At 70.0% G+C, this 25,314-nt stretch carries 27 protein-coding genes and 1 riboswitch; of the genes, 12 read left to right on the forward strand and 15 right to left on the reverse strand.

Features of this window, described 5'->3' with window-relative positions:
* Positions 1-150: 150 nt before the first annotated feature.
* A complete protein-coding gene (locus AC1DBE_RS05870; protein ID WP_476880072.1) occupies positions 151-660 on the forward strand; it encodes a carboxymuconolactone decarboxylase family protein in 510 nt (169 codons plus the stop codon).
* Between the two features lie 39 nt (positions 661-699).
* On the opposite strand, the gene AC1DBE_RS05875 is transcribed toward AC1DBE_RS05870, so the two are convergent.
* The 5 genes from AC1DBE_RS05875 to AC1DBE_RS05895 form a co-directional block, all read right to left on the reverse strand.
* Positions 700-1,782, reverse strand: a complete 1,083-nt coding sequence (locus tag AC1DBE_RS05875) for an SDR family oxidoreductase (protein ID WP_476903222.1) — start codon at positions 1,780-1,782, stop codon at positions 700-702.
* Positions 1,783-1,874: 92 nt separating this feature from the next.
* A complete protein-coding gene (locus tag AC1DBE_RS05880) occupies positions 1,875-2,978 on the reverse strand; it encodes a sulfate/molybdate ABC transporter ATP-binding protein (RefSeq protein ID WP_476880074.1) in 1,104 nt (367 codons plus the stop codon).
* Positions 2,975-3,778 (reverse strand): ABC transporter permease, encoded by an 804-nt coding sequence (locus AC1DBE_RS05885; RefSeq protein WP_476903223.1) that lies wholly within the window; start codon positions 3,776-3,778, stop codon positions 2,975-2,977. Before AC1DBE_RS05885 ends, AC1DBE_RS05880 begins: the two co-directional genes overlap by 4 nt.
* Positions 3,775-4,563 carry a molybdate ABC transporter substrate-binding protein gene (gene modA, locus AC1DBE_RS05890; RefSeq protein WP_476903224.1) on the reverse strand — a complete coding sequence of 263 codons (789 nt, stop codon included), beginning with the start codon at positions 4,561-4,563 and terminating at the stop codon, positions 3,775-3,777. The genes AC1DBE_RS05885 and modA overlap by 4 nt, the downstream gene beginning before the upstream one ends.
* Positions 4,560-4,970 carry a TOBE domain-containing protein gene (locus AC1DBE_RS05895; RefSeq protein WP_476880337.1) on the reverse strand — a complete coding sequence of 137 codons (411 nt, stop codon included), beginning with the start codon at positions 4,968-4,970 and terminating at the stop codon, positions 4,560-4,562. The genes modA and AC1DBE_RS05895 overlap by 4 nt, the downstream gene beginning before the upstream one ends.
* A 183-nt stretch (positions 4,971-5,153) precedes the next feature.
* Between AC1DBE_RS05895 and AC1DBE_RS05900 the strand changes: the two genes are divergently transcribed.
* Together AC1DBE_RS05900 and AC1DBE_RS05905 are read left to right on the forward strand one after the other, a co-directional pair.
* The gene (locus AC1DBE_RS05900) at positions 5,154-6,488 is read left to right on the forward strand and encodes an FAD-binding oxidoreductase (protein WP_476880338.1); all 1,335 of its coding nucleotides are present in this window, start codon (positions 5,154-5,156) and stop codon (positions 6,486-6,488) included.
* A 9-nt stretch (positions 6,489-6,497) separates the two neighbouring features.
* Positions 6,498-7,367 (forward strand): DUF4031 domain-containing protein, encoded by an 870-nt coding sequence (locus tag AC1DBE_RS05905; RefSeq protein WP_476880339.1) that lies wholly within the window; start codon positions 6,498-6,500, stop codon positions 7,365-7,367.
* Between the two features lie 8 nt (positions 7,368-7,375).
* Here AC1DBE_RS05905 and AC1DBE_RS05910 read toward each other — a convergent pair whose 3' ends face one another.
* The 4 genes from AC1DBE_RS05910 to AC1DBE_RS05925 all read right to left on the reverse strand — a co-directional run bounded on the left by AC1DBE_RS05910 (position 7,376) and on the right by AC1DBE_RS05925 (position 9,696).
* Positions 7,376-7,867, reverse strand: a complete 492-nt coding sequence (locus tag AC1DBE_RS05910) for an SRPBCC family protein (protein WP_476880340.1) — start codon at positions 7,865-7,867, stop codon at positions 7,376-7,378.
* A 56-nt stretch (positions 7,868-7,923) separates the two neighbouring features.
* A complete protein-coding gene (locus AC1DBE_RS05915; protein ID WP_476903225.1) occupies positions 7,924-8,325 on the reverse strand; it encodes a YccF domain-containing protein in 402 nt (133 codons plus the stop codon).
* Positions 8,326-8,400: 75 nt separating this feature from the next.
* Positions 8,401-8,952 (reverse strand): YceI family protein, encoded by a 552-nt coding sequence (locus tag AC1DBE_RS05920; RefSeq protein ID WP_476878602.1) that lies wholly within the window; start codon positions 8,950-8,952, stop codon positions 8,401-8,403.
* Positions 8,953-9,096: 144 nt separating this feature from the next.
* Positions 9,097-9,696, reverse strand: a complete 600-nt coding sequence (locus AC1DBE_RS05925; RefSeq protein ID WP_476903226.1) for a phosphoribosylanthranilate isomerase — start codon at positions 9,694-9,696, stop codon at positions 9,097-9,099.
* An 86-nt stretch (positions 9,697-9,782) separates the two neighbouring features.
* Here AC1DBE_RS05925 and AC1DBE_RS05930 point away from each other — a divergent pair, with 86 nt between their 5' ends.
* The 5 genes from AC1DBE_RS05930 (at position 9,783) to AC1DBE_RS05950 (ending at position 13,128) form a co-directional block, all read left to right on the forward strand.
* Complete coding sequence (locus AC1DBE_RS05930; protein WP_476878600.1) at positions 9,783-10,397, forward strand: HutD/Ves family protein; 615 nt, start codon at positions 9,783-9,785, stop codon at positions 10,395-10,397.
* Positions 10,398-10,481: 84 nt separating this feature from the next.
* A riboswitch (guanidine-III (ykkC-III) riboswitch) is annotated at positions 10,482-10,547 on the forward strand.
* A 9-nt stretch (positions 10,548-10,556) separates the two neighbouring features.
* The gene (locus AC1DBE_RS05935) at positions 10,557-10,880 is read left to right on the forward strand and encodes a DMT family transporter (RefSeq protein WP_476878599.1); all 324 of its coding nucleotides are present in this window, start codon (positions 10,557-10,559) and stop codon (positions 10,878-10,880) included.
* Positions 10,880-11,254 (forward strand): DMT family transporter, encoded by a 375-nt coding sequence (locus AC1DBE_RS05940; RefSeq protein ID WP_476878598.1) that lies wholly within the window; start codon positions 10,880-10,882, stop codon positions 11,252-11,254. Before AC1DBE_RS05935 ends, AC1DBE_RS05940 begins: the two co-directional genes overlap by 1 nt.
* Before the next feature lie 192 nt (positions 11,255-11,446).
* Positions 11,447-12,457, forward strand: a complete 1,011-nt coding sequence (locus AC1DBE_RS05945) for an aldo/keto reductase (RefSeq protein ID WP_476878597.1) — start codon at positions 11,447-11,449, stop codon at positions 12,455-12,457.
* A 20-nt stretch (positions 12,458-12,477) separates the two neighbouring features.
* On the forward strand, positions 12,478-13,128 hold the full coding sequence (locus AC1DBE_RS05950; RefSeq protein ID WP_476878596.1) for an MBL fold metallo-hydrolase: 651 nt from the start codon (positions 12,478-12,480) through the stop codon (positions 13,126-13,128).
* An 80-nt stretch (positions 13,129-13,208) separates the two neighbouring features.
* Here the strand turns inward: AC1DBE_RS05950 and AC1DBE_RS05955 are convergent, their stop codons facing one another.
* The 3 genes from AC1DBE_RS05955 to AC1DBE_RS05965 form a co-directional block, all read right to left on the reverse strand.
* Complete coding sequence (locus tag AC1DBE_RS05955; protein WP_476969921.1) at positions 13,209-15,107, reverse strand: DEAD/DEAH box helicase; 1,899 nt, start codon at positions 15,105-15,107, stop codon at positions 13,209-13,211.
* A 341-nt stretch (positions 15,108-15,448) separates the two neighbouring features.
* Complete coding sequence (locus AC1DBE_RS05960; RefSeq protein WP_476969922.1) at positions 15,449-16,867, reverse strand: MFS transporter; 1,419 nt, start codon at positions 16,865-16,867, stop codon at positions 15,449-15,451.
* 86 nt (positions 16,868-16,953) lie between these two features.
* Positions 16,954-17,985 carry an Lrp/AsnC family transcriptional regulator gene (locus AC1DBE_RS05965; protein ID WP_476969923.1) on the reverse strand — a complete coding sequence of 344 codons (1,032 nt, stop codon included), beginning with the start codon at positions 17,983-17,985 and terminating at the stop codon, positions 16,954-16,956.
* A 151-nt stretch (positions 17,986-18,136) separates the two neighbouring features.
* On the opposite strand from AC1DBE_RS05965, the gene AC1DBE_RS05970 reads away from it, so the two are divergent.
* Positions 18,137-19,396, forward strand: a complete 1,260-nt coding sequence (locus AC1DBE_RS05970) for a M20 metallopeptidase family protein (RefSeq protein WP_476969924.1) — start codon at positions 18,137-18,139, stop codon at positions 19,394-19,396.
* Between the two features lie 24 nt (positions 19,397-19,420).
* Complete coding sequence (locus AC1DBE_RS05975) at positions 19,421-20,710, forward strand: MFS transporter (RefSeq protein ID WP_476969925.1); 1,290 nt, start codon at positions 19,421-19,423, stop codon at positions 20,708-20,710.
* A gap of 104 nt (positions 20,711-20,814) precedes the next feature.
* Here AC1DBE_RS05975 and AC1DBE_RS05980 read toward each other — a convergent pair whose 3' ends face one another.
* Positions 20,815-22,056 (reverse strand): MFS transporter, encoded by a 1,242-nt coding sequence (locus AC1DBE_RS05980; protein WP_476969972.1) that lies wholly within the window; start codon positions 22,054-22,056, stop codon positions 20,815-20,817.
* 104 nt (positions 22,057-22,160) lie between these two features.
* On the opposite strand from AC1DBE_RS05980, the gene trmB reads away from it, so the two are divergent.
* Positions 22,161-23,084 carry a tRNA (guanosine(46)-N7)-methyltransferase TrmB gene (gene trmB, locus AC1DBE_RS05985; RefSeq protein ID WP_476878590.1) on the forward strand — a complete coding sequence of 308 codons (924 nt, stop codon included), beginning with the start codon at positions 22,161-22,163 and terminating at the stop codon, positions 23,082-23,084.
* Between the two features lie 173 nt (positions 23,085-23,257).
* Positions 23,258-24,076 (forward strand): DUF1206 domain-containing protein, encoded by an 819-nt coding sequence (locus tag AC1DBE_RS05990; protein ID WP_476969973.1) that lies wholly within the window; start codon positions 23,258-23,260, stop codon positions 24,074-24,076.
* A gap of 18 nt (positions 24,077-24,094) precedes the next feature.
* On the opposite strand, the gene AC1DBE_RS05995 is transcribed toward AC1DBE_RS05990, so the two are convergent.
* Together AC1DBE_RS05995 and AC1DBE_RS06000 are read right to left on the reverse strand one after the other, a co-directional pair.
* Entirely contained in the window at positions 24,095-24,793 is a 699-nt protein-coding gene (locus AC1DBE_RS05995) for an anti-sigma factor family protein (protein WP_476969926.1), read from the reverse strand.
* Positions 24,790-25,290 (reverse strand): sigma-70 family RNA polymerase sigma factor, encoded by a 501-nt coding sequence (locus AC1DBE_RS06000; protein ID WP_476969927.1) that lies wholly within the window; start codon positions 25,288-25,290, stop codon positions 24,790-24,792. The genes AC1DBE_RS05995 and AC1DBE_RS06000 overlap by 4 nt, the downstream gene beginning before the upstream one ends.
* Between the last annotated feature and the right edge of the window lie 24 nt (positions 25,291-25,314).

Consider the following 25,314-nt stretch of genomic DNA (forward strand, 5'->3'; position numbering starts at 1 on the left):
GGCATAAAAGAAGCGATCCGGCGGTCGGCTCCCCCAAGGAACCGACCGCCGGATCGAATAATAGCTACGGGTAAAGTCTGTCACAGATTTGACAAGTTTGTCACACGACGCGCTGCCGGGGGCGTCGTCGGACCTCTGTACTGTGGACTCATGACTGAGAACTCGGCCCCCGAGCACGGCCCGCGCAGCGTTTTCCTGGACAAAGAGCACCCCGCGGCGTGGCGCGCACTGAACGGCCTCGGGCTCAAAGCCAAGGAGTCCGCGACCGAGGCCGGCCTGGACCAGACCCTGATCGAACTGCTGAATGTCCGCATCTCGCAGATCAACGGCTGCGCCTTCTGCCTGGACCTGCACGTGGGCGACGCCGTGAAGAACGGCGAGTCGGCACAGCGGCTGGCTGTGCTGCCGGCATGGCGCGACACCACACTCTTCACCGACAAGGAACGCGCGGCCCTCACACTGGCCGAGGCGATCACCAACATCTCCGACGCCGTGGCACGCGAGCACGAAGGACGCGCGGCGCGCAGGCACCTCAGCGACGCCGAGTTTTCAGCAGTCAGCTGGCTCGCTATCACAATGAACGCCTTCAACCGCGTCTCGATCGTCAGCCAGCACCCGGTCCGGAACAAGGCGCAGGGCAACCCCGGGTCAAAGGACTAGGCCCGGGCAGCACGCCCGGCTGCCGGCAAGGGCTAGGTGTCAGGGGATGAGCCGGTCGGCCCTCAGCCGGTCAAACAACCCCGTGAAGGAATCCAGGGTCCGGCGGTACCCGGTGAAGCCTGCCAGGCGGCTCTTGCTCATGTCGGCCAGGACCTCGATGTTGCGGCCCAAATCGCCGTCGGTGTGCCACCACGAGGAGACGCGCGCGAGGTCCGTTTCGGCGAGTCCGTGCCGTGCAGCCATGTCCGCCCAGACGGATTCCATGCCCTGCATCTGCACTTCCAATGGCCTGGGTTCGCCCTCAAACCCGACGGCCTCGACGCCGAAGTAGGCGGCCAGACGCGGCCACATCCAGCGCCAGCGGAAGACGTCGCCGTTGACGATGTTGTAGGCCTGGTCCCCCGCGCTGTCCGCCGTCGCCGCCCAGAGCATGTGTTCCGCCAGGAGCCCGCTGTCCGTCATGTCGGTGAGGCTGTTCCACTGCGTCTCTGAACCCGGGAAAATGAACGGCTGGTGCAGTTCCTTGCAGATGGACGCCTGCACCGCCAGCGTGAGCCCCATGTTCATGGCGTTCCCCACCGCGTGTCCGATCACCGTATGGGCGCGGTGAACCGACCAGCTGAAGCCCTGCCGTCCCGCCGCCGCCCACAATTCGTCCTCCTGGGCGTAGTAGAAGTTGGGAACAGGCAGGCGGGGCTCGTCCTCGTGGAAGGGGGTGTCCGGCATCTCGCCCGCCGCGTACGCCTCAAAAGGGCCAAGGTAGTGCTTCAGCCCGGTCATCAGGGCCACGTGTTCCACGGGGCTGTCGCGCAGGGCATTGAGCAGGTTCCCCAGCAGCGCGGCGTTGACCTCAATGTTTTCCCGTTCCGTGCTCTGCCGCGACCATGCCGTAAAGAACACGTGCGTCGGTTTTTCGCCGGCGAGCGCCGCCGCGAGGCTCGCCGGCGAGGTGAGGTCCGCGCTGACGGACCGGACACCCGGCCGCGATACCCCGCCGCGGGTCAGCGCCAGGACGTCCCATCCCGTCTCGGCGAGGAGGGTGACGAGGGCGGAGCCGGCGATGCCGCTGGCTCCCACCACCAGTGCGGTGCGTCCGTGGGCCGGGGCTGAGCTGTTGTGCACTGAATTCCTTCTGTTCGCGGGAGGGGCCTCTCTCCACCCTAGGCCGTGCGGCCCGACGTCGTCCCCGGCCCCCGCCCGAGGCGTCCCACCCCCTACGCCGGGTAGATCGACACCGCGGCGGCCTTGACCACGAAGTACACGGACACCCCGGGGGCCAGGCCAAGGTCCGCGGACGCGGCCGGCGTGACATCCGCGGACAGCTCCCCGGCCCGGACCCGGATCTGGTCGCCGTGCTGCTCCAGGTCGGTCACCGTCACCCGGAAGCTGTTGCGCGGGCTGCCGTGCGCCTCGCTGAGGAAGACAGAGACGGCCGACGGCGGGAAGGCGGCCACTCCGCTTTGGCCCAGGACGGGCGGGTCCTCGTGCCGGCCGGCGAGTTCCTGTCCCCCGGCGGTCAGGATTCCGCCCGGGGTGAGCGTCCCTGCCACGAGGTTCAGCCCGGCCAGCCCGGCGGCAAAGCGGCTGCGTGGCCGCTGGAGGACGTCACGGGTGGGGCCGTCCTCGGTGATCCGTCCTTCTTCCAGCACGATCACGCGGTCGGCCAGCATGTAGGCGTCCAGGACATCATGGGTGACGATGATGGCGCGGCGCCCGGCCAGCACCCGCTTCAGCAGACGCCGCAGCAGCGGGGCAGCGTGAACATCCAAGGCGGCCATCGGCTCGTCCAGCAGGAGCAGGTCGGGGTCGGCAGCCAGTGCCCGGGCCACCGCCACGCGCTGGGCCTGGCCGCCGGACAGCTCCCCCGGCCGCCGTCCGGCTAGCTCCGAGGCCTCGACCTCCGCCAGCCAGTGCCGGGCGGTTTCGCGGGCCCGGGCGCGGCCGGCACCGGCGCTGCGGGGACCGAACGCCACGTTGTCGAGCGCGCTCAGATGTGGAAACAGCAAGGGTTCCTGGGCCAGCAGCGCCGTGCCGCGCCGATGCGGAGCGGTCCAGGCGCGCGGAGCGGTCCAGGCGCGCGGAGCGGTTCCGGCGTGCGGAGCGGTCCAGGCATGCGGGCCTCCGCCGAGGTCAAAGAGCACACGCCCGTCGAGCTTGGCCCGGCCGGCGTCGGGGCGGAGCAGGCCGGCGACGACCGAGAGCAGGGTGGATTTCCCCGCACCGTTCGGTCCCAGCACCGCCACCGTCTCGGCCGGCCCCAGGCTCAGGGAGACGTCGAATCCGCGTGCGGCCACGGCGGCGTCGAGTGTAAAGGTCATGCCCGCCCCCAACCGTCAGGCGACGGCCGCCGGTAACTGAGCCCGACGACGATGACCGCCACCGCGACGAGAAGCAGCGACAGGGCGACGGCGGCGTCGGCGTCGGTCTCGCGCTGGAGGTAGATCTCCAGCGGGAGCGTCCGGGTGACGCCCTGCAGGCTGCCGGCGAAGGTCAGGGTCGCGCCGAATTCGCCGAGGCTGCGGGCGAAAGAGAGGACCGCGCCGGAGGCCAGCCCGGGAAGCACCAGCGGAAGGGTGACGCGCCGCAGCACCGTGGTGGGTCCGGCGCCGAGGGTGGCCGCGACCGCCTCGTACCGGCTTCCGGCGGAGCGCAGGGCACCCTCGAGGCTGACCACCAGGAACGGCAGGGCCACGAAGGTCTGCGCCAGCACCACCGCCGTCGTCGAAAACGCGATCTGGATGCCCGCCACCTCAAGGCTCCGGCCCAGCAGGCCCTGCCGGCCAAAGGTGTACAGCAGGGCGATGCCGCCCACAACCGGGGGCAGCACCAAGGGCAGCAGCACAAAGGAGCGGAGCAGCCGCTGGCCCCGGAAGTCCTCGCGGGCCAGCACCAGGGCCAGCGGAATGCCGAGCAGCACACAGAGCACGGTGCTCGCCGCGGCGGTGCGGAGGCTGAGCCCCAGGGCGGTCAGCGAGGCGTCCGAGGTGAGCAGCGGGACGAAGTTGGGCCAGTCCACCCTGGCCACCATCGCGGCTAGCGGCAGCAGGACAAACAGCGCCCCGACGGCGGCGACGGCCAGCACCCAGCGCGGGATGCCGCTGTAGCCGTGCCGTGTCACGGTTTGCCGAACCCCGCGTCGGCCAGCACCTGCCGGCCCTGCGTCCCGGTGACCAGCGCAATGAACGCGGCCGCGAGGTCCTTGCCTTTACTGGTTTTCACGCCGGCGATCGGATACCGGTTGACTGCGGAGGCCGACTCGGGGAACGGGATGCCGGTGACCTTGGTCCCTGCGGCCCGGACGTCGGTGACATAGACGAGCCCGGCGTCGGCCTCGCCGGAGGTGACCTTGCCCAGCACGTCGGTCACGGACGATTCCTCGCTCACCGGCGTCAGCCGCACCCCGGACTTACCCTCGATCGACTTTGCGGCGGCCCCACAGGGGACCTGCGCGGCGCACATCACCACCTTGACCCCGGGCCGGGCGAGGTCGGCGAAGGATCCGATTTTCGCGGGGTTTGACGGCGGCACGGCAATCTCCAGGACGTTGCTCGCGAAGTTCGCGGGGGTACCGTCCACCAGGCCTGCGCCGGCGACCTTGTTCATGTTTTTCACATCCGCCGAGGCGAATACATCGGCGGGCGCACCCTGGTCCAGCTGGGTGGCGAGGTCAGCGGATCCGGCGAAGCTCAGGGCCACTTTGGTCCCGGGGTGGCTGGCCTCGAAGTCCTTGGCCAGCGCGGTGAACGGTGCTTTGAGCGAGGCCGCCGCGAAGACCGTGAGGGTGTTGGCCGCCTGTCCCCCGCCGACCGCACCACTTCCGCCGGCCGGGGCGGCGCAGGCCGCGGCACCGGCGGCCAGGATTCCGGCCAGCACGAGCGAAGCCACTTTCAGGTGCAGTCTCATGCCAGGGCCTTCCCGTGCGGGCTTTCGATGATCACCGTGGTGGCTTTGACGACGGCGGTGGCCACGGATCCGAGTTCCAGGCCAAGGTCGCGGACCGCCTCGCTGCTCATCAGCGAGACCACCCGGAACGGCCCGCACTGCAGTTCCACCTGCGCCATCACCGTGTCCGTGGTGATGGCCGTGACCAGCCCGACGAAGCGGTTCCGGGCCGAACTCCCGGTCCGGGCCGGGTCCTCGGGCAGTTTGGACTGTTCCCGCGCGAGAGTGGCGAGCTCCAAACCGTCGACGGCGAGCCGGCCCGCCTCATCCTTCAGCGGCGTCAGGCTTCCGCTTTCGGTCCAGCGCCGGACGGTATCGTCGCTGACGCCCAGGAACCGGGCCGCTTCGGAAACGCGAAAAGTAGGCATGGGTTCACTCTAACCCGCATTTGCGGACAAATTGCCCCAATAGTGCCCGCATCATCGGAAGTCGACGACAGCCGGGGCAGAACCTGCTGCCGCGGCGGCAAACGGCCGGCTGTAGCCCTGCCCCGGCCATCCGCCGTACGATTCGGGGGTGGGGGGAGCCGCGGTCGGCTAGGGAGCACTGCCATGAAATGGGTCAGGCCAGAGAGCCCGGACTATGACGAAACTCGAAAACTCTTCAACGCGATGATCGACCGGCGCCCGGCCGTCATCGCCCAGTGCGCGGACCCTGCCGACGTGGCCGACGCGCTGTCCTACGCCCGGGACAACAACCTCGACGTCGCGGTCCGCGCCGGCGGCCACTCCGTGGCCGGGATGTCCACCAACGATGACGGGCTGGTGGTGGACGTCCGCCCGATGAAATCCATCAGCGTGGACCGGGAGAACCGCACGGTCACAGTCGGGGCCGGGGTGAACTGGGGCGAATTCGACCGCGCCACCCAGGAACACGGCCTGGCCAGCACCGGCGGCCGCGCCTCCACGACCGGGGTGGCCGGGTTTACGCTCGGCGGCGGTTCGGGGTGGCTGGAGCGCTCGTTCGGTTTCGCCTGCGACAACCTGCTCTCGGTGGATCTCGTGACGGCGGCCGGCGACCGCGTGACGGCCAGCGCGGATCAGAATCCTGAGCTGTTCTGGGCACTGCACGGCGGCGGCGGGAACTTCGGCGTCGCCACCGGCTTCACCTTCCGGCTGCACCCACTGGGGCCCACAGTGCAGGCCGGTCTTATGCTCTGGCCGGGGGCGGCCTCCGCGGACCTCGCACGAGCGTACCGGAACCTCTCGCTGGCCGCTCCGGACGCCGTCGGCAGCGCGCTGGTGTTCCTCACGGCTCCGCCGGAGCCCTTTGTCCCCGCGGACATGGTGGGCAAACAGGCCGCGGGACTCGCCTACCTGTACGCCGGCGATCCGGCGGACGGTGCCGAGCACGCGGCTCCGTTCCGCGAACTGGGACCGGCCGTGGACCTGGTGGGCGACATGAACTACGCCAACTTCCAGTCGATGATCGATGACCCGCCCAACCTCTACAACTACTGGAGCGCCGACTACCACGACGAGCTTCCGGACGACGCGCTGGACGTGATCGTGGACTCCGCCCGGCACCTTCCCGGACCCCACTCCCAGCAGCTGGTGGCCCGCTGGGGCGGCGCAGTCGCGGGGCCGGCGGCCGCCAAGACGCCGCTGCAGAACCGAGGCGCCAAGTGGGTCACGCACCCGTTCGGCATCGAGGAAACCCCCGCGGGCGGCCAGGAGGCCAAAGCATGGGTGAAGAGGTTCCGCGAGGACATCGCGCCCTACGCAAACGGCGGCGTCTGGCTGAACTTTGTGGGCGACGAGGGCCGGGACCGGGTCAGGGCGGCCTTCGGTGAGGAAAATTATGACCGGCTGGCGCGGGTGAAGCGGGACTTCGATCCCGGCAACGTCTTCCGCGGAAACCAGAACATCCTGCCGGCGTCCTCGTAGACTGCCTGCATGGCCGTCTACCTCGATCCGCCGCTCTGGCCCGCCCATGGAACCTATTTCTCACACCTTGTCTCGGACACCTCCCTCGCGGAGCTGCACGCCTTCGCGCGGGCCGCGGAGATCCCGGAGCGGGCGTTCGACGGCGACCACTACGACGTCGCCGAAGCCCGCTACGATGCCCTGGTCGCGGCGGGCGCCATCCCCGTGGAGGGCCGCGTCCTGGTCCGGAAACTGATCGCGAGCGGGCTCCGGATCCCGGCGCGCAGGCGCAGCGGTTCGCTGAAACTTCCGCTCCTGACCCGCTGGAACGAGGTCCTTCCGGGCAAGGACGCGTTGTTCCTGGACCTCCTGGACCGCTGGGGCGAGGAGCACCGGAAGTACCACGGCCGCACGCACCTGCTGGCCGTCCTGGAGGCCCTGGACCGGCTGAGCGCACCGGCGCAGCCGCCCCGGACCGTGCTGCTCGCGGCCTGGTTCCACGACGCCGTGTACCGCGGCATCGCCGGTGAGGACGAGGAGGAGTCGGCCCGGCTCGCTGAGGAGCGGCTGGAACGTGCCGGCCTCCCGGCGGACGAGGTGGACGAGGTGGCACGGCTGGTGCGGATGACGGCGGACCACCGGCCGGACCCCGACGACGGCCCCGCCGCCCTGCTCAGCGACGCGGACCTTTCCGTCCTCGGCGGGGACTCCGCCGCCTACGCACGGTACCTGGCGGCCGTCCGCGAAGACTTCGCGCACATCGGCGACGCCGACTTTGCTGCCGGGCGCGCCGCCGTCGTACGCCACCTGCTGGAGTCGGACCCGCTTTTCCACACCGACCGCGGCCGCGAGCTGTGGGAGGACACCGCCCGGCGGAACCTGCAGGGCGAACTGGCCTGACCCCTTGCCTATCCGGCCGTCCGGCGGAGGTGCTCGGCGAGGCGGTCGAAGGACTCCCGCCAGCCGGTGCCGTTGTTGTCGCGGTTTTCGGCTGTGTCGAAGGGGCCCTGGGTGAAGGTCATGCGGGTGCCGCCGTCGATCTCCTCCAGCCTGAACGCCACCTCCGTCTCGAAGCCCCGGGTGCCGTCGGATTTGTCCCAGGCGTGGGTGAAGACAAACAGGGTGGGCGGTTCGATGTCCGTGTGGATGCCGCTCCACCAGTACTCCTGCCCGGTGGCGTCCTGGATCATGCAGGCCCGGTAGAGGCCACCGATTTCAAGGTCGGCGTCGATGCTTTCCCGGGGCGTGTGGAAGCCGCGCGGACCCCACCAGGCGGGGGCCTGGTCCGGATCGGTCAGGGCGGCCCAGACCGTAGCTACCGGCAACTGGAACTCGCGGGTGATGACCAGCATCAGTTCACTATCGCTGGTCACGGCCTCCGGGATTGTTGACTCCGTCATGGCGGTTCCCTCGGCTTCCTGATTGTTCTCCGGCTTGTTCTCCGGCCCGGTAGTCCCTAGCGGTAGGTGCTCACGAAGGGCCTGTTTGTTGGCACAATCTGCTTGCCCAGCGGCATCAGGGAGACCGGGATGAGCTTGAGGTTGGCGATCGCCAACGGGATGCCGATGATGGTGACGGCCATCGCGAAGGCCGTCACGACGTGGCCGATGGCGATCCAGATGCCGGCCACCAACAGCCAAATGACGTTGCCGAACAGCGTGAACAAGCCGTTTCCGCCCGGCCGGTCCACCACCATCCGGCCGAAAGGCCACAGGGTGTAGGACGCGATGCGGAAGGAGGCGAGCCCCCACGGGATGGTGACGATCAGCAGGCAGCAGACGACGCCCGCAATAAAGTACCCGACGGCCAGCCAGAGGCCGCCGAAAACCAGCCAGATGATGTTGAGCAGTGTCTTCATGGCTTCATTCTCCCCCGCGGGCGCCGGTTCCGGACCAGGGGTTCGCCCTGATCAACCCCTGATCCGGACCGTTGCTTAGGCGTCGGCCTGTTTGACCAGCGCCGCTTCGACGTTGATCTTGACCTTGTCGCTGACCAGCAGGCCGCCCGCCTCGAGGGCGGCGTTCCAGGTCAGGCCGAATTCTTTGCGGCTGATATCGGTTTCGGCGCTGAATCCGGCGCGGGTTGCACCGAACGGGTCCACCACGACGCCGGTGAACTCCACTTCCAGGTCCACGGGTTTGGTGACGCCGCGGATGGTGAGGTCGCCGGTGAGCACGTAGTCACCGCCGTCGCCCCTGGCGGACGTTGCGCGGAAGGTCATCTCGGGGAAGTTCTCGACGTCGAAGAAGTCCGGGCCGCGCACATGGCCGTCCCGGTTGGCGTCGCCGGAATCGAAGCTCGCCGTCTTGACGGTGGCGTGCAGGCTGGCGTCGGCCAGGGACTCCCGGACGCGTGCCTCTGCACTGGCTTCGTTGAAGCGGCCCCGGACCTTGCTGATTCCGGCATGCCGAACGCTGAATCCGATCTCGCTGTGCGACATGTCGAGCGTCCAGACGCCGGGGGTCAATCCTTCGGGCAGGGTCATAACCGGTTCTCCTTCACGTAGGTGACGAGCGGGGCCGCCGGGGTTCGGAGGCCCTACCAAGCATGCTAACGAGGAAGCCCGCACGGCGGTAGGTGCGTCCGGCCGGCGGTCCGCCGACCAGCGGGCGTGGAGTCCTGCCGCGGGTTAGTGCCCCTTGGCCGCCTGCACAAAGGCCCGGATTTTCGCGGGGTCCTTGACCCCGCGGGATAGCTCGACGCCGGAGGAGACGTCCACACCCCAGGCGCCGGCCGCGGTGGCCGCCGCTGCCACATTCTCCGGATCCAGGCCGCCGGCCAGCAGCCACTGACGTCCTTCCAGCCCCAGGGCACGGACCGACGCGTAGTCCCAGGCTTCGCCGGAGCCGGGCACCGCGGCGTCGATCAGCAACAGCTCTTCACCCCAGTCCGCGAAGGACTCCGGGGCCGCGGACATGGTGACGGCGCGGATGATCTTCAGGCCGGCGTCGTGCACCTCGTGTACGTCCGCCGGAGTGCGGGGGCCGTGGAGCTGCACCCACTCCAGCCCCGCCGCACGGGCCAGGGCCACGGCCTCCGCCACGGTCTCGTGCCGGAAAACGCCCACGGCGGGCACCCCCTCCGGCACCTCGGCGAGCAGGTCCCGGACCACAGCCGGGGCCACCTCGCGGGGACTGCGGGTCAGCACAAAACCGATCGCGTCGGCCCCGGCACCCACCGCAGTCCGTACCGACTCGATGGTGCTCAGGCCGCACACTTTGACGAACATTCCGGCTCACTCCTCAGCGTTTGTCCTACCTTGACGGTAGCAAGCCCGGGGCGGTCGCCGCGCCGGGCTGCGGCTAGGCTGGGTCGATGCAGATCATCCGCTACGCCGAGCTCAAACCCGTCCCTTGGCGCAACGGCGGCGGGGTGACCCGCGAACTCGCCAGGCACCCGGAGGCAGCGGGCCGGGGCGCAGCGGCCGGTGATGGCTGGGACTGGCGCGTCAGCATCGCGGAGGTCACCCGCGCCGGGGCCTTCTCGCAGTACTCCGGGATGGAACGGGTGTTGACGGTGGTCGAGGGCGAACTGCTGCTGCTCACCGTGGACGGCGCCGAGCATCCGCTGGAGAAATACCGGCCGTTCCGGTTCTCCGGCGACGCCGAGGCCGCCGGGGAACTGCCCACGGGCGACCTTCGCGACCTGAATGTCATCACCCGCCACGGTGCCTTCAAGGGCTACACCTCCATCATCGAGCTCTCCAAGAAGCGGGCCCATCCGGTCTTCGAAGGCCAGTTCGGCATCTTCCTGCAAGGCCAGGCCACCGTGAGCGCGGGGACTCGGGACGCTGGTCCCGACGCAGGCTCAGCTCCTGAGCCCGTGACGCTGGAACGGTACGACGCCGTCGTCGGTTCGGACACCGCTCCCCCGGAGATCCTGGGCCGGGGCTTCCTCGCCGTCGTGTCGATCGATCCGGCCACGGACTAGCGGGCCCACCCCCTCCCCTCCCATCGCCAGAAGCGGCGGCCGAACACCGGCTCGCCCCTCCCGTAAGGCGTTGCTAGGCTGGCAGCAAGGCCCCTTCTGGCGGCCTCCGGACGACGGTTCAGTACCCGGCACGCGACAAGACTGGCCACAGGAGCTGTTATGTCGTGGTTAATCCTTGTTTTCTCGGGCGCCCTGGAAGCCGTGTGGGCCGCCGCCCTCCACCGGTTGTCGCAGGCCACCGGCCGCCGCCGGATTGCTCCGGCCGCGGTGTTCCTCATCTCGGTCGTTGCCAGCACCGGCGGCCTGGCCGTCGCCATGCAATCCATCCCGACCGGTACCGCCTATGCCGTCTGGGTGGGCGCCGGCGTCGTCCTGACCGCCGTGTACGCGATGATCACCAAAGCCGAACCTGCAACACGCGGCCGGATCCTGCTGCTTGGCGGCATCGCGGCGTGCGTGGTTGGCCTGAAGGTGGTGGCGTAATGGCAGCGGCACGCCCGGCAACCCCGGCGTGGCTGGTCCTGCTGGCCTCCGCAGTGCTCGAGGCGGTCTGGGCCACGGCGCTCGGCGAATCCGACGGCTTCACCCGGCTGCTGCCCACCCTTATCTTCGCCGTGGCCGCGGCCCTGAGCATGGTGGGCTTGGGCATGGCCGTGAAACGCATCCCGCTGGGCACCGCCTACGCCGTCTGGGTGGGGATCGGCGCGGCCCTGACCGTGGGCTGGGCCATGGCCGCCGGCGTCGAACCCGCCAGCCCGCTGAAGCTGCTCTTCATCGCGGGAATTGTGGCCTGCGCGGCCGGACTGAAACTGCTGCCCGGGACGAAAGAGGCGGCTGAACCGGCGTCGGGGCCCTAGCAACCGCCGCTCCCCCGCGGAATCTCCCCACGGTTGGGGCAGTACGACGGCGTGTCCCGGCGGCGCGCCGTCGTACTGCCCGCGCAACAGTCAAAGGTGGGGAGATCCCTCCGGCGGACGTCCGGAATACTCCCGCGCCGGGTGAGGTTCTTGGCTGGGACGGCACTTCCGGCAGCGAACAGGAGACCCAAGATGACGGCAGCATCAGTCCAGCTCGGCGACGGCCTCAGCGTCAGCCCCCTGGGGTTCGGCGGCATGGCCCTGACCCCCGTATATGGCGAGGTAGATCCGGCCGAGGCGCTGGCCACCCTGCACCACGCGGTGGACGCGGGCGTGAGCTTCATCGACACAGCTGATATCTATGGCGGCGGCAGCAATGAGGAGCTGATCGCCCAGCTCCTCAAGGAGCGCCGGGGTGAGGTCCAGCTGGCCACCAAGTTCGCCCTCGTGGGGACGCCGTCCACCGGGTACTCGGACATCCGGGGCGACGCCGCCTACGTCCGGCAGGCCGTGGACCGCAGCCTGGCGCGCCTCGGCACTGACACCATCGACCTGTACTACATGCACCGCCGTGACGTCCGCGTTCCGATTGTGGAAACCGTGGAGGCCATGGCAGGGCTGGTGCAGGCCGGAAAGGTGAAGCACCTTGGGCTGTCCGAGGTGACGGCCGAGGAACTGCGCGAGGCCAACAGCGTCCACCCGATCGCCGCCGTCCAGAGCGAGTGGTCCATCTGGAGCCGCGATGTGGAACGCAACGTGGTTCCGGCGGCGGCCGAACTCGGCGTGGGGTTTGTGCCGTACTCGCCGCTGGGCCGGGGCTTCCTCACCGGCACCGTCGACGCCTCGAAGCTGGGCAGCAACGACTTCCGCCGAAACATTCCGCGCTTCGCCGAAACCGCGCTGGACGCCAACCAGGCTGTGGTGGCCGCGGTCCGGTCCGTCGCGGCCGAGCTCGGCAGCCCCGGACACCCCGCGACGCCGGCCCAGGTGGCGCTGGCGTGGCTGCTTGTGCAGGGCCGCAGGCTCGGGTTGCCCGTGGTCCCGATCCCCGGCACGCGCAAGGCGGACCGGATCGACGAGAACCTGGGCGCCCTGGCTTTGGACCTGAGCCCGGCGCAACTGGAGAGGCTCGACGCCGCGGCGGACGCCGTCGTCGGATCCCGGGCCGCAGACCCGAGCTGGGTCTCCCAGGGCCGCGAATAGACAGTCCTAGACTGAAGCCCATGGACTCGCTTATTCACTCGTTACGTGACATCACCATCCGACGGATTTCCGTCAGCGAGATGGACAACAACGTGTACCTGCTGACCGCGAAGGCCTCCGGCGCGCAGCTCCTGATCGACGCGGCGGATGACCTGGCCGCCATCCAGGGGCTGCTTGCCGACGCCGCCGCGGACACGGCCGCGACGCCGAAGCTGGCGCTGATCGCCACCACCCACCAGCACTGGGACCATGTCCGTGCGCTGCCGGGCCTCGCGGCGGCCACCGGCGCGAAGACGGCGGCCGGCACCGACGACGCCCCCGAACTGCCGGTGACGGTGGATGTGCTGCTGGACCACGGCGACGTCGGCAACTTCGACGGTTTCGACGTCACCGCGGTGCACCTGCGGGGCCACACCCCGGGGTCCGTGGCGTTGGTGTACCAGGATCCGGAAGGGCCGGCCCACATCTTCTCCGGCGACTCGTTGTTCCCGGGCGGTGTGGGCAACACGCAGCAGGATCCCAAACGGTTTGCCCAGCTGATCCGGGACGTCAGCGAGCGGCTGTTCGAGGTGTATCCGGACGACACCGTGGTGCATCCCGGCCACGGCAAGCCCACCACCCTGGGTGCGGAGCGCCCGCACCTGGAGGAGTGGCGCGCCCGCGGCTGGTAGGGCCCGAACCTCATCGAGTGCTCCCCACCGGCCCCCTCGCCTCGCAAGCTCGGCTTGCGAGGTTAGGGAGCGGTTGGGGATTAGCGGCTGCGGCGTTCGTTCGACGCCGGGGCCGACGCGCGGCGGGGACCGCCGCTGCGTGCCGGACGGCCTTCGCCGGAGCGGCCGTTGCCGCCGCCTGCGTAGGATCCGCCGGAGGTGCCGCCGGTGTTGGAGGACCACACTGCTGCGGAACCGCCGGACTTGGCGCCTGCCGCGGCACGCTGGCCGGTGGCCGGGCGTCCGTTGCGCTGGCCGCCGGAGGTGGTGCCGGTGCGGCCGGAGCCACTGCGGGGAGCAGAGCCGCCACGGCCTGCGGAAGCTCCACGGCCCGCCGAAGCCCCGCGGGCGTCGCGGCCCTCGGAAACACGGGCGTCCGCACCACGGCCGGCTGAGGCGCGGCCGCCGGCGGCGGGAACATCGTTGTGGTGTGCGTAGGCAGTGGTGCGGCCACGGCCCCGGGCGTTGCGGCGCTCGGCGCGCTCGGCGTCGGCCCGGTCCTGGTTCTTTTCGGCAACACGCTCGGCGGCGTTGCGGGCAGCGGCCTGGCCTTCGTAAGCCACGGCGCGTCGCTCAGCGCGGGGAAGATCGGTGCGGGGCGCCTCGGCGGAGACCCGGCCCCGGCCACCGCGTCCGCCGCGGCCACCGGCTGTGGGTGCAGCCTGGCGGCGGGCGCGCTTGCGCTCGGCGTTGGCACCGGTGGAGGTGCCGCCGCCCTGCTGCTTCGCCTTGGTGGCCAGAAGTGCGGCGCGGGTGCGCGGATCGATCTTGTCGGCCATTTCGCCCACCAGTTCGGCGACCAGCGGGGAGTTGGCGGTGACGCGCTCGAAGTTGACCTCCACGCCGGCAGCCTTCATCAGCTTCTTGACGTCGGACTGCTGCTCCGGCAGGGTCAGCGTGACCACGGTGCCGTCGGAACCGGCGCGGGCGGTGCGGCCCGAGCGGTGCAGGTACGCCTTGTGCTCGGTGGGCGGATCCACGTGGATGACCAGTTCGACGTCGTCGACGTGGACACCGCGGGCGGCGACGTCGGTGGCCACCAGGACGCGGACGTCGCCGGAGGAGAACTCGGCGAGGTTGCGGTCACGGGCGTTCTGCGACAGGTTGCCGTGCAGGTCGACGGCGGGGATGCCGGCGTCGGTCAGGGTCTTGGCAAGCTTGCGGGCGTGGTGCTTGGTGCGCATGAAAAGCACCCGGCGGCCGGCGCCGGAGGCGAGCTCAACGATCAACTGCTTCTTGACCGTCTGGTCGTTGACCACCAGGACGTGGTGCTCCATGGTGGTGACCGCGGCCTGCGGGTCGTCCACGGAGTGGGTCAGCGGGTTGGACAGGTAGCGCTGGACGATCTTGTCCACGCCGTTGTCCAGGGTGGCGGAGAACAGCAGGCGCTGGCCCTGGCTGGGGGTCATGTCCATCAGCTTCTTGACCACCGGGAGGAAGCCGAGGTCGGCCATGTGGTCGGCCTCGTCCAGGACGGTGATCTCGACGGCTTCGAGGGTCAGGATGCGCTGGCGGATCAGGTCCTCGAGGCGGCCGGGGCAGGCGATGACAATGTCGACGCCGGCGCGGAGGGCCTTCTCCTGGCGTGCCTGGGAGATTCCGCCGTAGATCACGGTGGTGGTCAGGCCCATGGCCTTGGCCATCGGCTCGATCGTGGCGTTGATCTGGGTGGCCAGTTCACGGGTGGGTGCAAGGACCAGGCCCATGGGGCGGCCGGGCTTGCGGAAGTGCGCCGCTTCCCGCTCCGCGAGACGTGCGACGAGCGGGATAGCGAAAGCAATGGTCTTACCGGAGCCGGTGCGGCCGCGGCCCAGGACGTCGCGTCCGGCCAGGGTGTCCGGGAGGGTCTTGACCTGGATGGGGAACGGGGTTTCGATCCCCTGGGAGGTGAGGGTGTCGGCAAGGGCCTTGGGCGTGCCGAGGGCAGCAAAAGTAGTCATATGTTTCAAAGGTCTTTCAGGCGGTATCCGTACGGATATCGGCCCCCGGTGCCGGTTGGCCCAGGGGTTCGCCGAAGAAAAGTCAGGTGGTCAACCGGGCTGCTCGCAGGCTTCCGCAGGCGGCCGGGACCAAATAGAACGCGTTCATCGACGCAGGATGTGCCTCTCACATGAATAAAGCCCACCGCCTGCGGCCGGAGTCCCGGAGGAATCCTGCAGGGGATCCGGCCGGCGAATTGGAACTGGCCAACCGAATCCAAAGTGGGCATCACTGCACATCAAGTCCGTCCAGTCTATCATCTGCGGGCCGGCTCCCGTTTCCGGGCACCCCCGCAGGGCGCCTAGACCGGGCCGGTGGCGGCGACGCGGGGCGCCACCACCACTCCGACGACGCCGATCACGGCGGTGAGCGCGAAGACCCCGGCGAACGGCGCGGCGCCGTGGCCCGCCGCCGTCGTAAACGCCGCGAAGACAATCCCCGTGGCAGCCAGCGCCAGGGCGCCGCCAAGGGAATCGGAGATGGACATCGCGGAGCTGTTGAAGCCCTCGGTGTCCTTGGTGGACAGGGCCAGGGTCATCACGCTGAGGCGCGGGTACATCAGCCCCATCCCGCCGCCGGCGAAAATCCAGCCCGTGATCGCAACCGCCGGCGGCCAGCCCAGCAGGGTGGTTGCCAGCGCGAGCACGACGGCGCCCAGCACCAGCGCCGATCCGATCCTGATCGCACGGCGGTGCTGCAGCCGTGCGCCGAGCCGGCCCTGGATGGCGGACGCTCCGGCCCAGGCGAGGGCTCCGCCGGTGAGGGTCAGGCCGGCGAAGGTGGGCGAGAACTGGTAGCGGTCCACGAGGAGGTACGGCAGGTAGACCTCGGCGCCGAAAAAGGCGGCCGAGGCGAGTCCGCGGGCGAGGATGACCGCGGGCAGCCCGCGGCGGGCCGTCAGCGTCCCCCGGGGAACCAGGGGGCGGACGGCCGCGAGGGCAACAGCCACGGCGGCGGCGGCCAGGGCCCAGCCGCCGGCCGGGAGCTCGACGGACAGGTTCAGGCCCAGCACCGCAAGGGCGGCGAGCGCGGCCCAGGCCAGACGCCTGTAGTCCCACGGCTTGCGGGGCGCGGCGGCCGGCTCGGCGGCGGCGTCGCCGTTGGCGGCCAGCCCGCGCACCGCCGGGACAACCATCAGCAGGGCGGGAACCACGAGGCCGACGACGCCGAGGAAGACCCAGTGCCAGCTCAGTAGCTGCGCCACGAGCCCGGCCGCGAACGGGCCCACGAGCGAGGGTATGACCCAGGCCGCGGCGAAGGCGGCGAAGATCTTGGGGTGCAGGACGGGCGGGTAGACGCGGGCCACCACCACGTACAGGGCCACGGTCATGGCGCCGCCGCCCAGCCCCTGGACCAGCCGGCCGGCGAGGAGCGCGGCCATGGTCCCGGCCAATCCGGCGATCAGCAGGCCCAGCACGAACAACGCCACGGACGCGTACAGCGGGCCCACCGGGCCACGCCGGTCCGACCAGTTGCCGGCGGCCACCATCCCGATCACCCCGGTGGCCAGCGGGCCCGCGAAGGCCAGGGCGTAGAGGCTGGCACCGTCGAGCTCACGGCTGACCAGCGGCATGATGGTGGTGACCGCCAGGGACTCGAAGGCCGCCAGGAAGACGAGGGCCAGGGCACCCAGCGTCACCAGCAGGTAGCTGCGGTGGAAGATGCCGGCAGCCTCGGTCGCTGGGTCAGCGCGCGGCACGGGCGGGTCAGTTCGGGACACGTGCCACAGCCTACAAGAGCGGCGCCCTCGCGGCGTGGGCGCCGGGACGGCTCAAGCCCGGGCGCCTTGGCACCTGCCCCGCGGACCTAGCCCACGCCGTCGAGCCCCTGGGCCGGAACCACCACGGCGCCGCTGGCCCGCGAATCCGGGGCCAGCATCCACCCCACCCGCTTGACGGTGCTGAGCATGATCACACTTTCCACCAGCTCGATCCCGGGAACCTTCTGCTGCAGCGCGAGCTCGATGCCCATCACGTCCGCCAGGGACTGCAGCCACATGATGATCACGAAGTTCGTCGGGCCCGTGGTGGACGCACTCAACCGCACGTTCCGCATGGTCTTGAGCTCGGCGGCCGCGGCGTCGTGCCGGCCGGCCGGGACGTTGACGAACCACTGGCAGGTCACGGGGAAGGCGGAGAGCTTCTGGGCCACCTCGCAGCGGAAGGACAGGATCCCGCTGGCCAGCACCCGGTTGAGCTGCCGCTGCACCGTGGCGGGGTGACGCCCCAGCCCGCGGGCGATGTCCGCGGCGGTGGCCCGGCCGTCGCGGGCCAGGTACGGCAGCAGCGCCAGGTGGCTGGCGGGCAGCTCGTCCCGGGCCGCGGACGGGGCAATCCCGGTGGCCGCCGGTCCGGCCAGGGCGCGCACGGCGGCCTGCTGCGCCCTGCTCAGCACATTGAGCCGCCACGAGCCGCCGCTGGCGTGCAGCCGCGTGCACAGGGCGGTCTGGTACTTGAGCAGGCCGTCAATTTCCTTCAGCCGCGAGATCACCTTCGAACTGAAGTCGTCCAGGGAGGGCGTAATAACCGTCAGCATCAGGTCCCGGTGGCTGGCGGCCTCCTCCACGGTCACGATTTCCGGCATGCCGGCGAGCTCGGCGGTGACCTCCGCGCGCCGGTGCATTTCGCAGTCCACCGCGACGAACGCCAAGCACATCTGGTGCGGGTCGCCGATCAGGTGCGCGGTGATCCAGGAGACGCCCGCGGCCTGCAGCCGTTCCCACCGCGCGGCGAGCGTGGTGGCGTGGACCCCCAGCACCTCCGCCGCGTCCGCCCAGCTCAGGCGCGGCGCGATCTGCAGGACGTTGATCAGCGCAAGGTCCTCCTCGCTCAGTTCCATCAGTTCCCCTCTGGTGGTGCACAAAATCTGCAGGAAGACTCATTTTTTGCATTTTTTCAGGGCTTTCCGCCTCTGTGAGTCAGGTCACTTCAGAATAGACGAAAGCCTACGCCGGGCCGAACCCGGCAGGACAGACCACAGAGGAGAACTTGTGCCGATCACCGCAGACGCCCGGGAAATGCACGCGGACCTCGCCCGCTTCCGCCACGAACTGCACCGCGAACCGGAGATCGGCCTGACACTTCCCCGGACCCAGGAGAAGGTCCTGCAGGCCCTCGACGGGCTCGGGTACGAGATCACGCTCGGCCGGGATACGACGTCGGTCACCGCGGTCCTGCGTGGAGAGGCTGCCGGCGCCGATACCCGACCGGCCGTGCTGCTGCGTGCGGACATGGACGGGCTGCCGGTCCAGGAAAAGACGGGCGTGGACTACACCTCGCGGATCGACGGGGCCATGCACGCCTGCGGCCACGACCTGCACACCGCCATGCTCACCGGGGCGGCGACCCTGCTGTCCGAACGCCGGCACCGGCTGGCCGGCGACGTCGTCCTGATGTTCCAGCCCGGGGAGGAAGGGTTCGACGGCGCCAGCTACATGATCCGCGAAGGCGTCCTGGACGCCCCGGGCCGGCGTGTGGATGCGGCCTACGGCATGCACGTCTTTTCCGCCCTCGAACCGCACGGCACGTTCTGCACCAAGCCCGGCGTGATGCTGAGCGCCTCCGACGGCCTGACGGTCACGGTCCTCGGCGCCGGCGGCCACGGTTCGGCCCCGCACTCGGCCAAGGACCCCGTCACCGCTGCCGCCGAAATGGTCACCGCGCTGCAGGTGATGGTCACGCGCCAGTTCAACATGTTCGACCCCGTCGTCCTGTCCGTCGGGGTGCTCCAGGCCGGCACCAAACGCAACATCATCCCGGAGACCGCCCGCATCGAGGCGACCATCCGGACCTTCTCCGAAGAATCCCGGCAGAAGATGATGGACACCGTGCCGCGCCTGCTCAAAGGCATCGCGGCGGCCCACGGGCTCGACGTCGACGTCGACTACCAGCAGGAATACCCGCTCACCATCACCGACGAGGATGAGACCCGCACCGCGGAGAACGTCATAGAGAACCTGTTCGGCGATTCCCGGGTCGCCCGCTGGGCCACCCCGCTCAGCGGCTCCGAGGACTTCTCGCGGGTCCTCGCCGAGGTCCCCGGCACGTTCATCGGCCTCAGCGCTGTTCCCCGGGACGCGGACCACAAGTCCACGGCGTTCAACCACTCCCCCTACGCCACGTTCGACGACGGCGTGCTGGCCGACGGCGCCGCCCTCTACGCCGAGCTCGCCTTTTCCCGGCTGGCCACGCTTGCCGCCGCCGCCCCTTCCGGCCCGGGCAGCACCGCCGCCGCCCCGGCCCTTTCCTAGCCCACCCCTCAAGGGAGAAACCCCATGACTGCAACCACGTCCCCGCCCACGGCACCCCGGACCTCCACCCGCAAGACACTCATCGGCACCGGCATCGGCAACGCCGTCGAATGGTATGACTGGGCGATTTACGCCACGTTCACGCCGTTCATCGCCAGCCAGCTCTTCAGCAAGGCCGATCCGGCGTCGGCCGTCCTGTCCACCCTGGCGATTTTCGCCGTCGGCTTCGTCGCCCGCCCCTTCGGCGGCTTCCTGTTCGGCTGGATCGGTGACCGGATCGGCCGTAAAGCGTCCATGACCCTGGCCGTCGGCCTCGCGTCGGTGGGCAGCCTGATGATCGGCATCGCCCCGACCTTCGCCGCGGTGGGAGCCTGGGCCTCCTTGATGCTCCTCGTGGCACGCCTGGTGCAGGGCCTGGCGCACGGCGGGGAGCTGCCGTCCTCCCAGACGTACCTCTCGGAGATGGCGCCCCGGGAGCACCGCGGCTTCTGGGCCACCCTGATCTACACCTCGGGCACCGTGGGCATCCTGTTCGGGACCCTCCTCGGCGCCGTCCTGAACATGGCCCTGAGCACGGAGATGATGAACGCGTGGGGCTGGCGCATTCCGTTCCTGATCGGTGCCGCCATGGGCCTGTACGCCCTGATCATGCGGTCCCGGCTGCACGAAACGGACGTCTTCGCAGGCGAGGCCTCGGCCGAGAAGCGGGCGCCGATCTGGCCGCAGATTGTCCGGCACCGCAAGCAGGCCATGCAGGTAATTGGGCTGACGGTGGGCCTCACGGTGATCTACTACATCTGGGGCGTCGTCGCCCCCAGCTACGCCACCACCGCTTTGAAGATCGACCGCGGCGAAGCCCTGTGGGCCGGCGTGATCGGGAACATCGTCTTCATCGCCGCACTCCCGTTCTGGGGCAAGCTGTCCGACCGCATCGGCCGCAAAAAAGTGCTGTGGTCCGGGGCGATCGGCGCAGGCATCATGCACTTCCCGATGACGGCGCTGCTGAAGGATTCCGCCTGGCAGCTGGCCGTCAGCATGTCCGTCATGCTGATCTTCATCGCCGCGAGCGCCGCAATCGTCCCGGCCGTCTACGCCGAGCTGTTCCCCACCAGCATCCGCACCGTGGGCGTCGGGGTGCCCTACTCCATCTGCGTGGCACTGTTCGGCGGCACGGCACCGTACCTCCAGCAGTGGCTGGGCACCACCGTGCAGATGCCGCAGCTGTTCAACGTCTACGCGGTGATCCTGCTGGTCATTTCCGCCCTCTGCGTCTTCACCATCCCGGAGACGAAGGCCAAGGACCTTACCGCCTGAACCACATCCACACCAAGCCCCACCCCGGTTGCGCTATCACTTCTGGCTGTTCTGGACGCCCCGGAACAACCACAAGTGATAGCGCATCGGGGTTTGCGGGTTAGTCAGCCGACGTAGCGGTTCCGGCCGGCCCGGTAACCGAACACGCCGGCCAGGGATCCGACCACCAGGAAGAGGACACCCGCCGCGGCGAAAGATCCGGTCGCCTGGTGCAGTTGGCCCACCAGCAGCGTGCCGGCGGACCCGACGCCGTAGCCCACGCCCTGCATCATCCCGGACAGGTGCGCGGCGGTATGGCCGTCCCGGGTGCGGAGCATGATCATGGTCAGGGCCACCGCCGTCAGGCTGCCCTGGCCCAGGCCCAGCAGCCCGGTCCACACCCAGACCAGGTCCAGGGGTCCGAAGATGCTCAGGGCGAACCCGCCGCCGGTCATCAGCGCCACCACCGTGTTGATGGCGCGCTGGTCCCGGAGCCGGGCGGCGAGCGCGGGCGCAAACAGGGAGCCCAGCATCTGCAGCACGATCGAGCCGGACACGATGAGCCCCGCGGTGCCGCCGTCGACGCCGCGCTCACGCAGGATGGGCGCGAGCCACGCGAAGACGCTGAAGGACATCATGGCCTGAAGCACCATAAAGCCGGTCACCTGCCAGGCGACGGCCGAGCGCCAGACGTTGACGCCGCCGGCGGCGGCCTGGTGCCGTCCGTGCCGCTGGCTGAGGGCAAGGGGCAGGAACAGCAGGAGAACGACGCCGGCGGGCAGCGCCCAGAACCACAGCGCCGCCGTCCACTGGCCGGTTGCGCTGAACACCGGGTACGTGAAGCCTGCGCCGAGCGCCGCGGACGCGCAGATCGCCGTGGTGTACAGGCCGCCCATCAGTCCCAGCCGGTGCGGGAAGTCGCGTTTCACCAGGCCGGGCAGCAGGACATTGCAGAGCGAAATCGCCGCGCCGCAGGCCGCCGTACCGAGCAGGAGGGCGGGCAGGTGGCCGGCGCCGGGCGCGTCCAGCGGCCGCAGCAGCAGACCCGCGGTCAGCACGGCCATCGCCCCTAGGAGCACCCGTTCGGCCCCGAACCGTCTGGCCAGCACGGGCGCGAGCGGGGCGAAGAGGCCCAGCAGCGTCACCGGTGCGGTGGTCAGTGCCACGACCGCCCAGCCCGGCAGGCCGGCGTCGACCCTCACCTCGGGGAGCACCGCCGCGAAACTGGAAAACACAGTGCGGAGGTTCAACCCGATCAGCACCAGGCACACCCCCAGATAGGCGAGTGACCGGCGGCTGCCCAGCACGGTGGGCTCCGCGGCGGGTACATCGTCGATCTCCGCGTCCACCAGGGTGTCCGCCTGCAGCGGCTGGCGGGCACGCGGGCCGGGCGCGTTCTTCGGTGCTGTCACGGTCCCATTCTGGCAGGCGGAGCGCGCAGCGCCGAAAGGATCCCCGTATTCTGGACGTGATGAGTGAAACCCCAGAATCCCCCGAAACGCCCGAGGGCCCCCGCCCGGTGACACCCGGCAGCCAGGCCTCTTTCGGCACCTACGGCGGCCGGCCGGTCAGCTTCGTGCGCCGCGGCACCCGGCTCCAGGGGCGCCGGCAGGCGGCCTGGGAGGAACACTCGGACCGGTGGGCGGTCGACGTGCCGCGGCACATCGCCAACACCTCCGTCCACCCCGACTACGTGTTCGACGCCGAGGCGGAGTTTGGCCGGAAGGCCCCGCTGATCGTGGAAATCGGCTCGGGCCTGGGCGACGCCGTCTGCCACGCCGCCGAGGAAAACCCGGACAAGGACTTCCTGGCCGTGGAGGTCTACACCCCCGGCCTGGCCAACACCCTCATCAAGATCAACAGCCGCGGGCTGACCAACGTCCGTGTGGTCGAAGCGAACGCCCCCGAGGTCCTCGCCACCATGCTGCCGCAGGGCTCCGTCACCGAACTCTGGGTGTTCTTCCCTGACCCGTGGCACAAGTCCCGGCACCACAAGCGCCGCCTCATCCAGCCGGCCTTCGCCGACCTCGCCGCCCGGGCGCTGCAACCCGGCGGCATCTGGCGGATCGCCACCGACTGGTCCAACTACGCTGTCCACGTCCGCGAGGTCCTGGCCAACTCGGTGGACTTCGAGAACCTCCATGAAGGCGAGCGCAGCGGCGATGACAGCCCGCTGACCCAGGTCTGGGAGTCCGGCGTCGAATCCGTGGTGGGCGGCGCCCCGGTCAAGGAAGGCCGGGCCCCGGTCAGCACCGAGCACACCGGGCCCAACGAGGGTGTGGACGGGACCGGGGGCTGGGCGCCCCGGTTCGACGGACGGATCCTGACAAGCTTCGAGGGCAAGGCCCACGAGGCCGGCCGGATGATCTTCGACCTCTGCTACCGGCGCCGCTGAGACCAGCCGACGGCCGGGCCGGCCGAGGCCAGGGCCCACCCGGACAACACCCGGACAACAGCTGCTTCCAAGGTGCTGTTCCGCGGCTGATTCCCGTGGCACGATTACCGGATACGCACGGCGGGCGAGGGCAAGCCGGCGAGAGCACAGCCAGAAAACGCGAGGGACCGACCATCAAAGAAGAACTTAAAGGCGCCGCGGACGTCGCCGAGGAAGTCACCAACTCCAAGCCGCTGGAATACGCGGCACGGGCAGGCTTCGCCGTCTCCGGCATCCTGCATTTCCTGATCGGACTTGTCGCGATCCGCCTCGCCATGGGCGGGCGGGGGCAGGCCGACGTCAGCGGCGCTGTGGCGGAACTCGCCAGGCAGCCGGGCGGCCCGCTGCTGTTGTGGAGCGCCTTCGTCGCCTGCGTGGCGCTTGCCCTCTGGCAGACCAGCGACGCCATCTTCGACTTCAGCCACCTGCCCACCAAAAAGAAGGTCGGCAAGAAACTCAAGGCCGCCCTGCAGGCCGTGGTCTACGCCGCCTTCGCCATCAGCCTGATCTCGGTGGCCCTGGGCACCCACGCCGACAACCGGCGCTCCACCAGCGACCTGACCGTGCAGCTGATGAAGGCGCCCGGCGGAATCCTGCTGCTCATCGTCATTGGAGCCGCCGTCGCCATCACCGGGGTGGTTTACGCCATCCGCGGTTTCCGGAAGTCGTTCCTCAAATACATCCGTCTGCCGTCCAACCAGCAGGCGCGCACCGGGGTGACCGTCGCCGGCATCGCCGGCTACGCCGCCAAGGGTGTGGCACTGCTGCTGACCGGCCTGCTGATTGTCATCGCGACAGTGAAGGCCAACCCCGCCGAATCAACCGGGCTCGACGGCGGCCTGAAGGCCCTGCGCGACCAGCCGCTGGGGGTCTACATGCTGGCGGCTGTCGGCGCGGGCCTGATTTGCTACGGGATCTTCCTGGCCGTCCGGGCCCGGCTCGGCCGGATGTAGGCCGTCCCGCGCCCGGACCTACGGGCGCGGGACCGTAATCACGGCCACCGTCTGCTGCCGGCCGTCGCGCATCTCAAGGCTCGCGATGCTGGCCAGCTGCAGCGGGGTGGCCCCGGTGATGCGGACCTTGCCGCTGGGCGTTGCCGTCCACGCGCAGGCCCGGTCCTCACCGCCGTCGCGGCCCTTCACCCAGAGCGAGAGGGTCCCGTCCACCGGCATGCTTTTGCCTTCGACCGCCAGCTCGGTGCCCCACGTCTTCTTGACCAGGCCCACCGTGACCTGCAGCCCGTTGCCGGCCGCGATGGAGTAGCTGGCGTCCGGTTTGGGCTGCGGCGTGAGCAAGGGTCCGGCCAGGAACCCAAGCGCCAGGCACGCGGCGGCCACGGCCGCCACCGCCGCGGACCAGAGGACGCGTGCTTTCCTCCGGCGGGCCGCGAGCGCGGCAAGGAGCCCCCGGGGAACAGCCGCCGGTACGGCGCCAGCGAGGGCCACGGCCGGGGATGCCGACGCGGGGACGGCCCGAGCCGGCCCGGTGAGGGCGACGGCATCGGCCACGGGGACCGCGTCCAGCAGCGCCGGAAGGCTGGCGAGTTCATCGAGCTCGCGGCGGCAGTCCCGGCAGCCAGCCAGGTGCTGTTCAAAGTCCGCGGCTTCGGCAGGCGGCAGACCGCCGAGCAGATAGGCGCCGAGTAACTGGTGGAGATCGGGCCCGCTCACTGTTGCACCCCCATTTCGTCGAGGATAGTCCGCAGGGCGCGGACGGCGTAGAAGGCGCGGGACTTCACGGTGCCGGCCGGGATGTTCAACTGTTCGGAGGCCTCCTGGACGGTGAAGCGGCGGTAGTGCAGGGCCACCAGGACATCCCGGTGCTCGGAGCTCAGGCGCAGCAGGGCCTCCTCCATCAGGACCCTGTTGAGCAGTTCATCGACCCGTTCCACCGCCCCGGCGGGATCCGCCATATCCCGCTCCGCGGCCTCCCGCGGGCGGCGCTGCGCCCGGCGGTAGTCGTCGATCATGATGTTGCGGGCCGTCCGGAAGAGGTAACTGCGCAGGCTGCCGGTGATCTGCGGCGCCTGCTGCCAGACGCGGAGCACCGTTTCCTGCACGACGTCATCCGCCTGCTGCGGGTCGTGGCAGGCGCCCAGCACGAACCGCCGCAAGGCGGGCCCGTGGTCACGGTAGATCGCGGCCACGACGTCTTCATCCAGCGGCATACGACACCTCCCGGGCTAAGTGCT

Source organism: Arthrobacter sp. 10T416 (assembly GCF_056394165.1).

Coding starts and splice junctions, on each gene's coding strand:
- AC1DBE_RS05880 (WP_476880074.1), bottom strand. CDS start 2,978: ATGACCTTTACACTCGACGCCGCCGTGGCCGCACGCGGATTCGACGTC.
- AC1DBE_RS05935 (WP_476878599.1), top strand. CDS start 10,557: ATGTCGTGGTTAATCCTTGTTTTCTCGGGCGCCCTGGAAGCCGTGTGG.
- AC1DBE_RS05915 (WP_476903225.1), bottom strand. CDS start 8,325: ATGAAGACACTGCTCAACATCATCTGGCTGGTTTTCGGCGGCCTCTGG.
- AC1DBE_RS05870 (WP_476880072.1), top strand. CDS start 151: ATGACTGAGAACTCGGCCCCCGAGCACGGCCCGCGCAGCGTTTTCCTG.
- trmB (WP_476878590.1), top strand. CDS start 22,161: ATGAGTGAAACCCCAGAATCCCCCGAAACGCCCGAGGGCCCCCGCCCG.
- modA (WP_476903224.1), bottom strand. CDS start 4,563: ATGAGACTGCACCTGAAAGTGGCTTCGCTCGTGCTGGCCGGAATCCTG.
- AC1DBE_RS05975 (WP_476969925.1), top strand. CDS start 19,421: ATGACTGCAACCACGTCCCCGCCCACGGCACCCCGGACCTCCACCCGC.
- AC1DBE_RS05950 (WP_476878596.1), top strand. CDS start 12,478: ATGGACTCGCTTATTCACTCGTTACGTGACATCACCATCCGACGGATT.
- AC1DBE_RS05930 (WP_476878600.1), top strand. CDS start 9,783: ATGCAGATCATCCGCTACGCCGAGCTCAAACCCGTCCCTTGGCGCAAC.
- AC1DBE_RS05905 (WP_476880339.1), top strand. CDS start 6,498: ATGGCCGTCTACCTCGATCCGCCGCTCTGGCCCGCCCATGGAACCTAT.
- AC1DBE_RS05940 (WP_476878598.1), top strand. CDS start 10,880: ATGGCAGCGGCACGCCCGGCAACCCCGGCGTGGCTGGTCCTGCTGGCC.
- AC1DBE_RS05965 (WP_476969923.1), bottom strand. CDS start 17,985: ATGGAACTGAGCGAGGAGGACCTTGCGCTGATCAACGTCCTGCAGATC.
- AC1DBE_RS05900 (WP_476880338.1), top strand. CDS start 5,154: ATGAAATGGGTCAGGCCAGAGAGCCCGGACTATGACGAAACTCGAAAA.
- AC1DBE_RS05920 (WP_476878602.1), bottom strand. CDS start 8,952: ATGACCCTGCCCGAAGGATTGACCCCCGGCGTCTGGACGCTCGACATG.
- AC1DBE_RS05895 (WP_476880337.1), bottom strand. CDS start 4,970: ATGCCTACTTTTCGCGTTTCCGAAGCGGCCCGGTTCCTGGGCGTCAGC.
- AC1DBE_RS05925 (WP_476903226.1), bottom strand. CDS start 9,696: ATGTTCGTCAAAGTGTGCGGCCTGAGCACCATCGAGTCGGTACGGACT.
- AC1DBE_RS05910 (WP_476880340.1), bottom strand. CDS start 7,867: ATGACGGAGTCAACAATCCCGGAGGCCGTGACCAGCGATAGTGAACTG.
- AC1DBE_RS05945 (WP_476878597.1), top strand. CDS start 11,447: ATGACGGCAGCATCAGTCCAGCTCGGCGACGGCCTCAGCGTCAGCCCC.
- AC1DBE_RS05955 (WP_476969921.1), bottom strand. CDS start 15,107: ATGACTACTTTTGCTGCCCTCGGCACGCCCAAGGCCCTTGCCGACACC.
- AC1DBE_RS06000 (WP_476969927.1), bottom strand. CDS start 25,290: ATGCCGCTGGATGAAGACGTCGTGGCCGCGATCTACCGTGACCACGGG.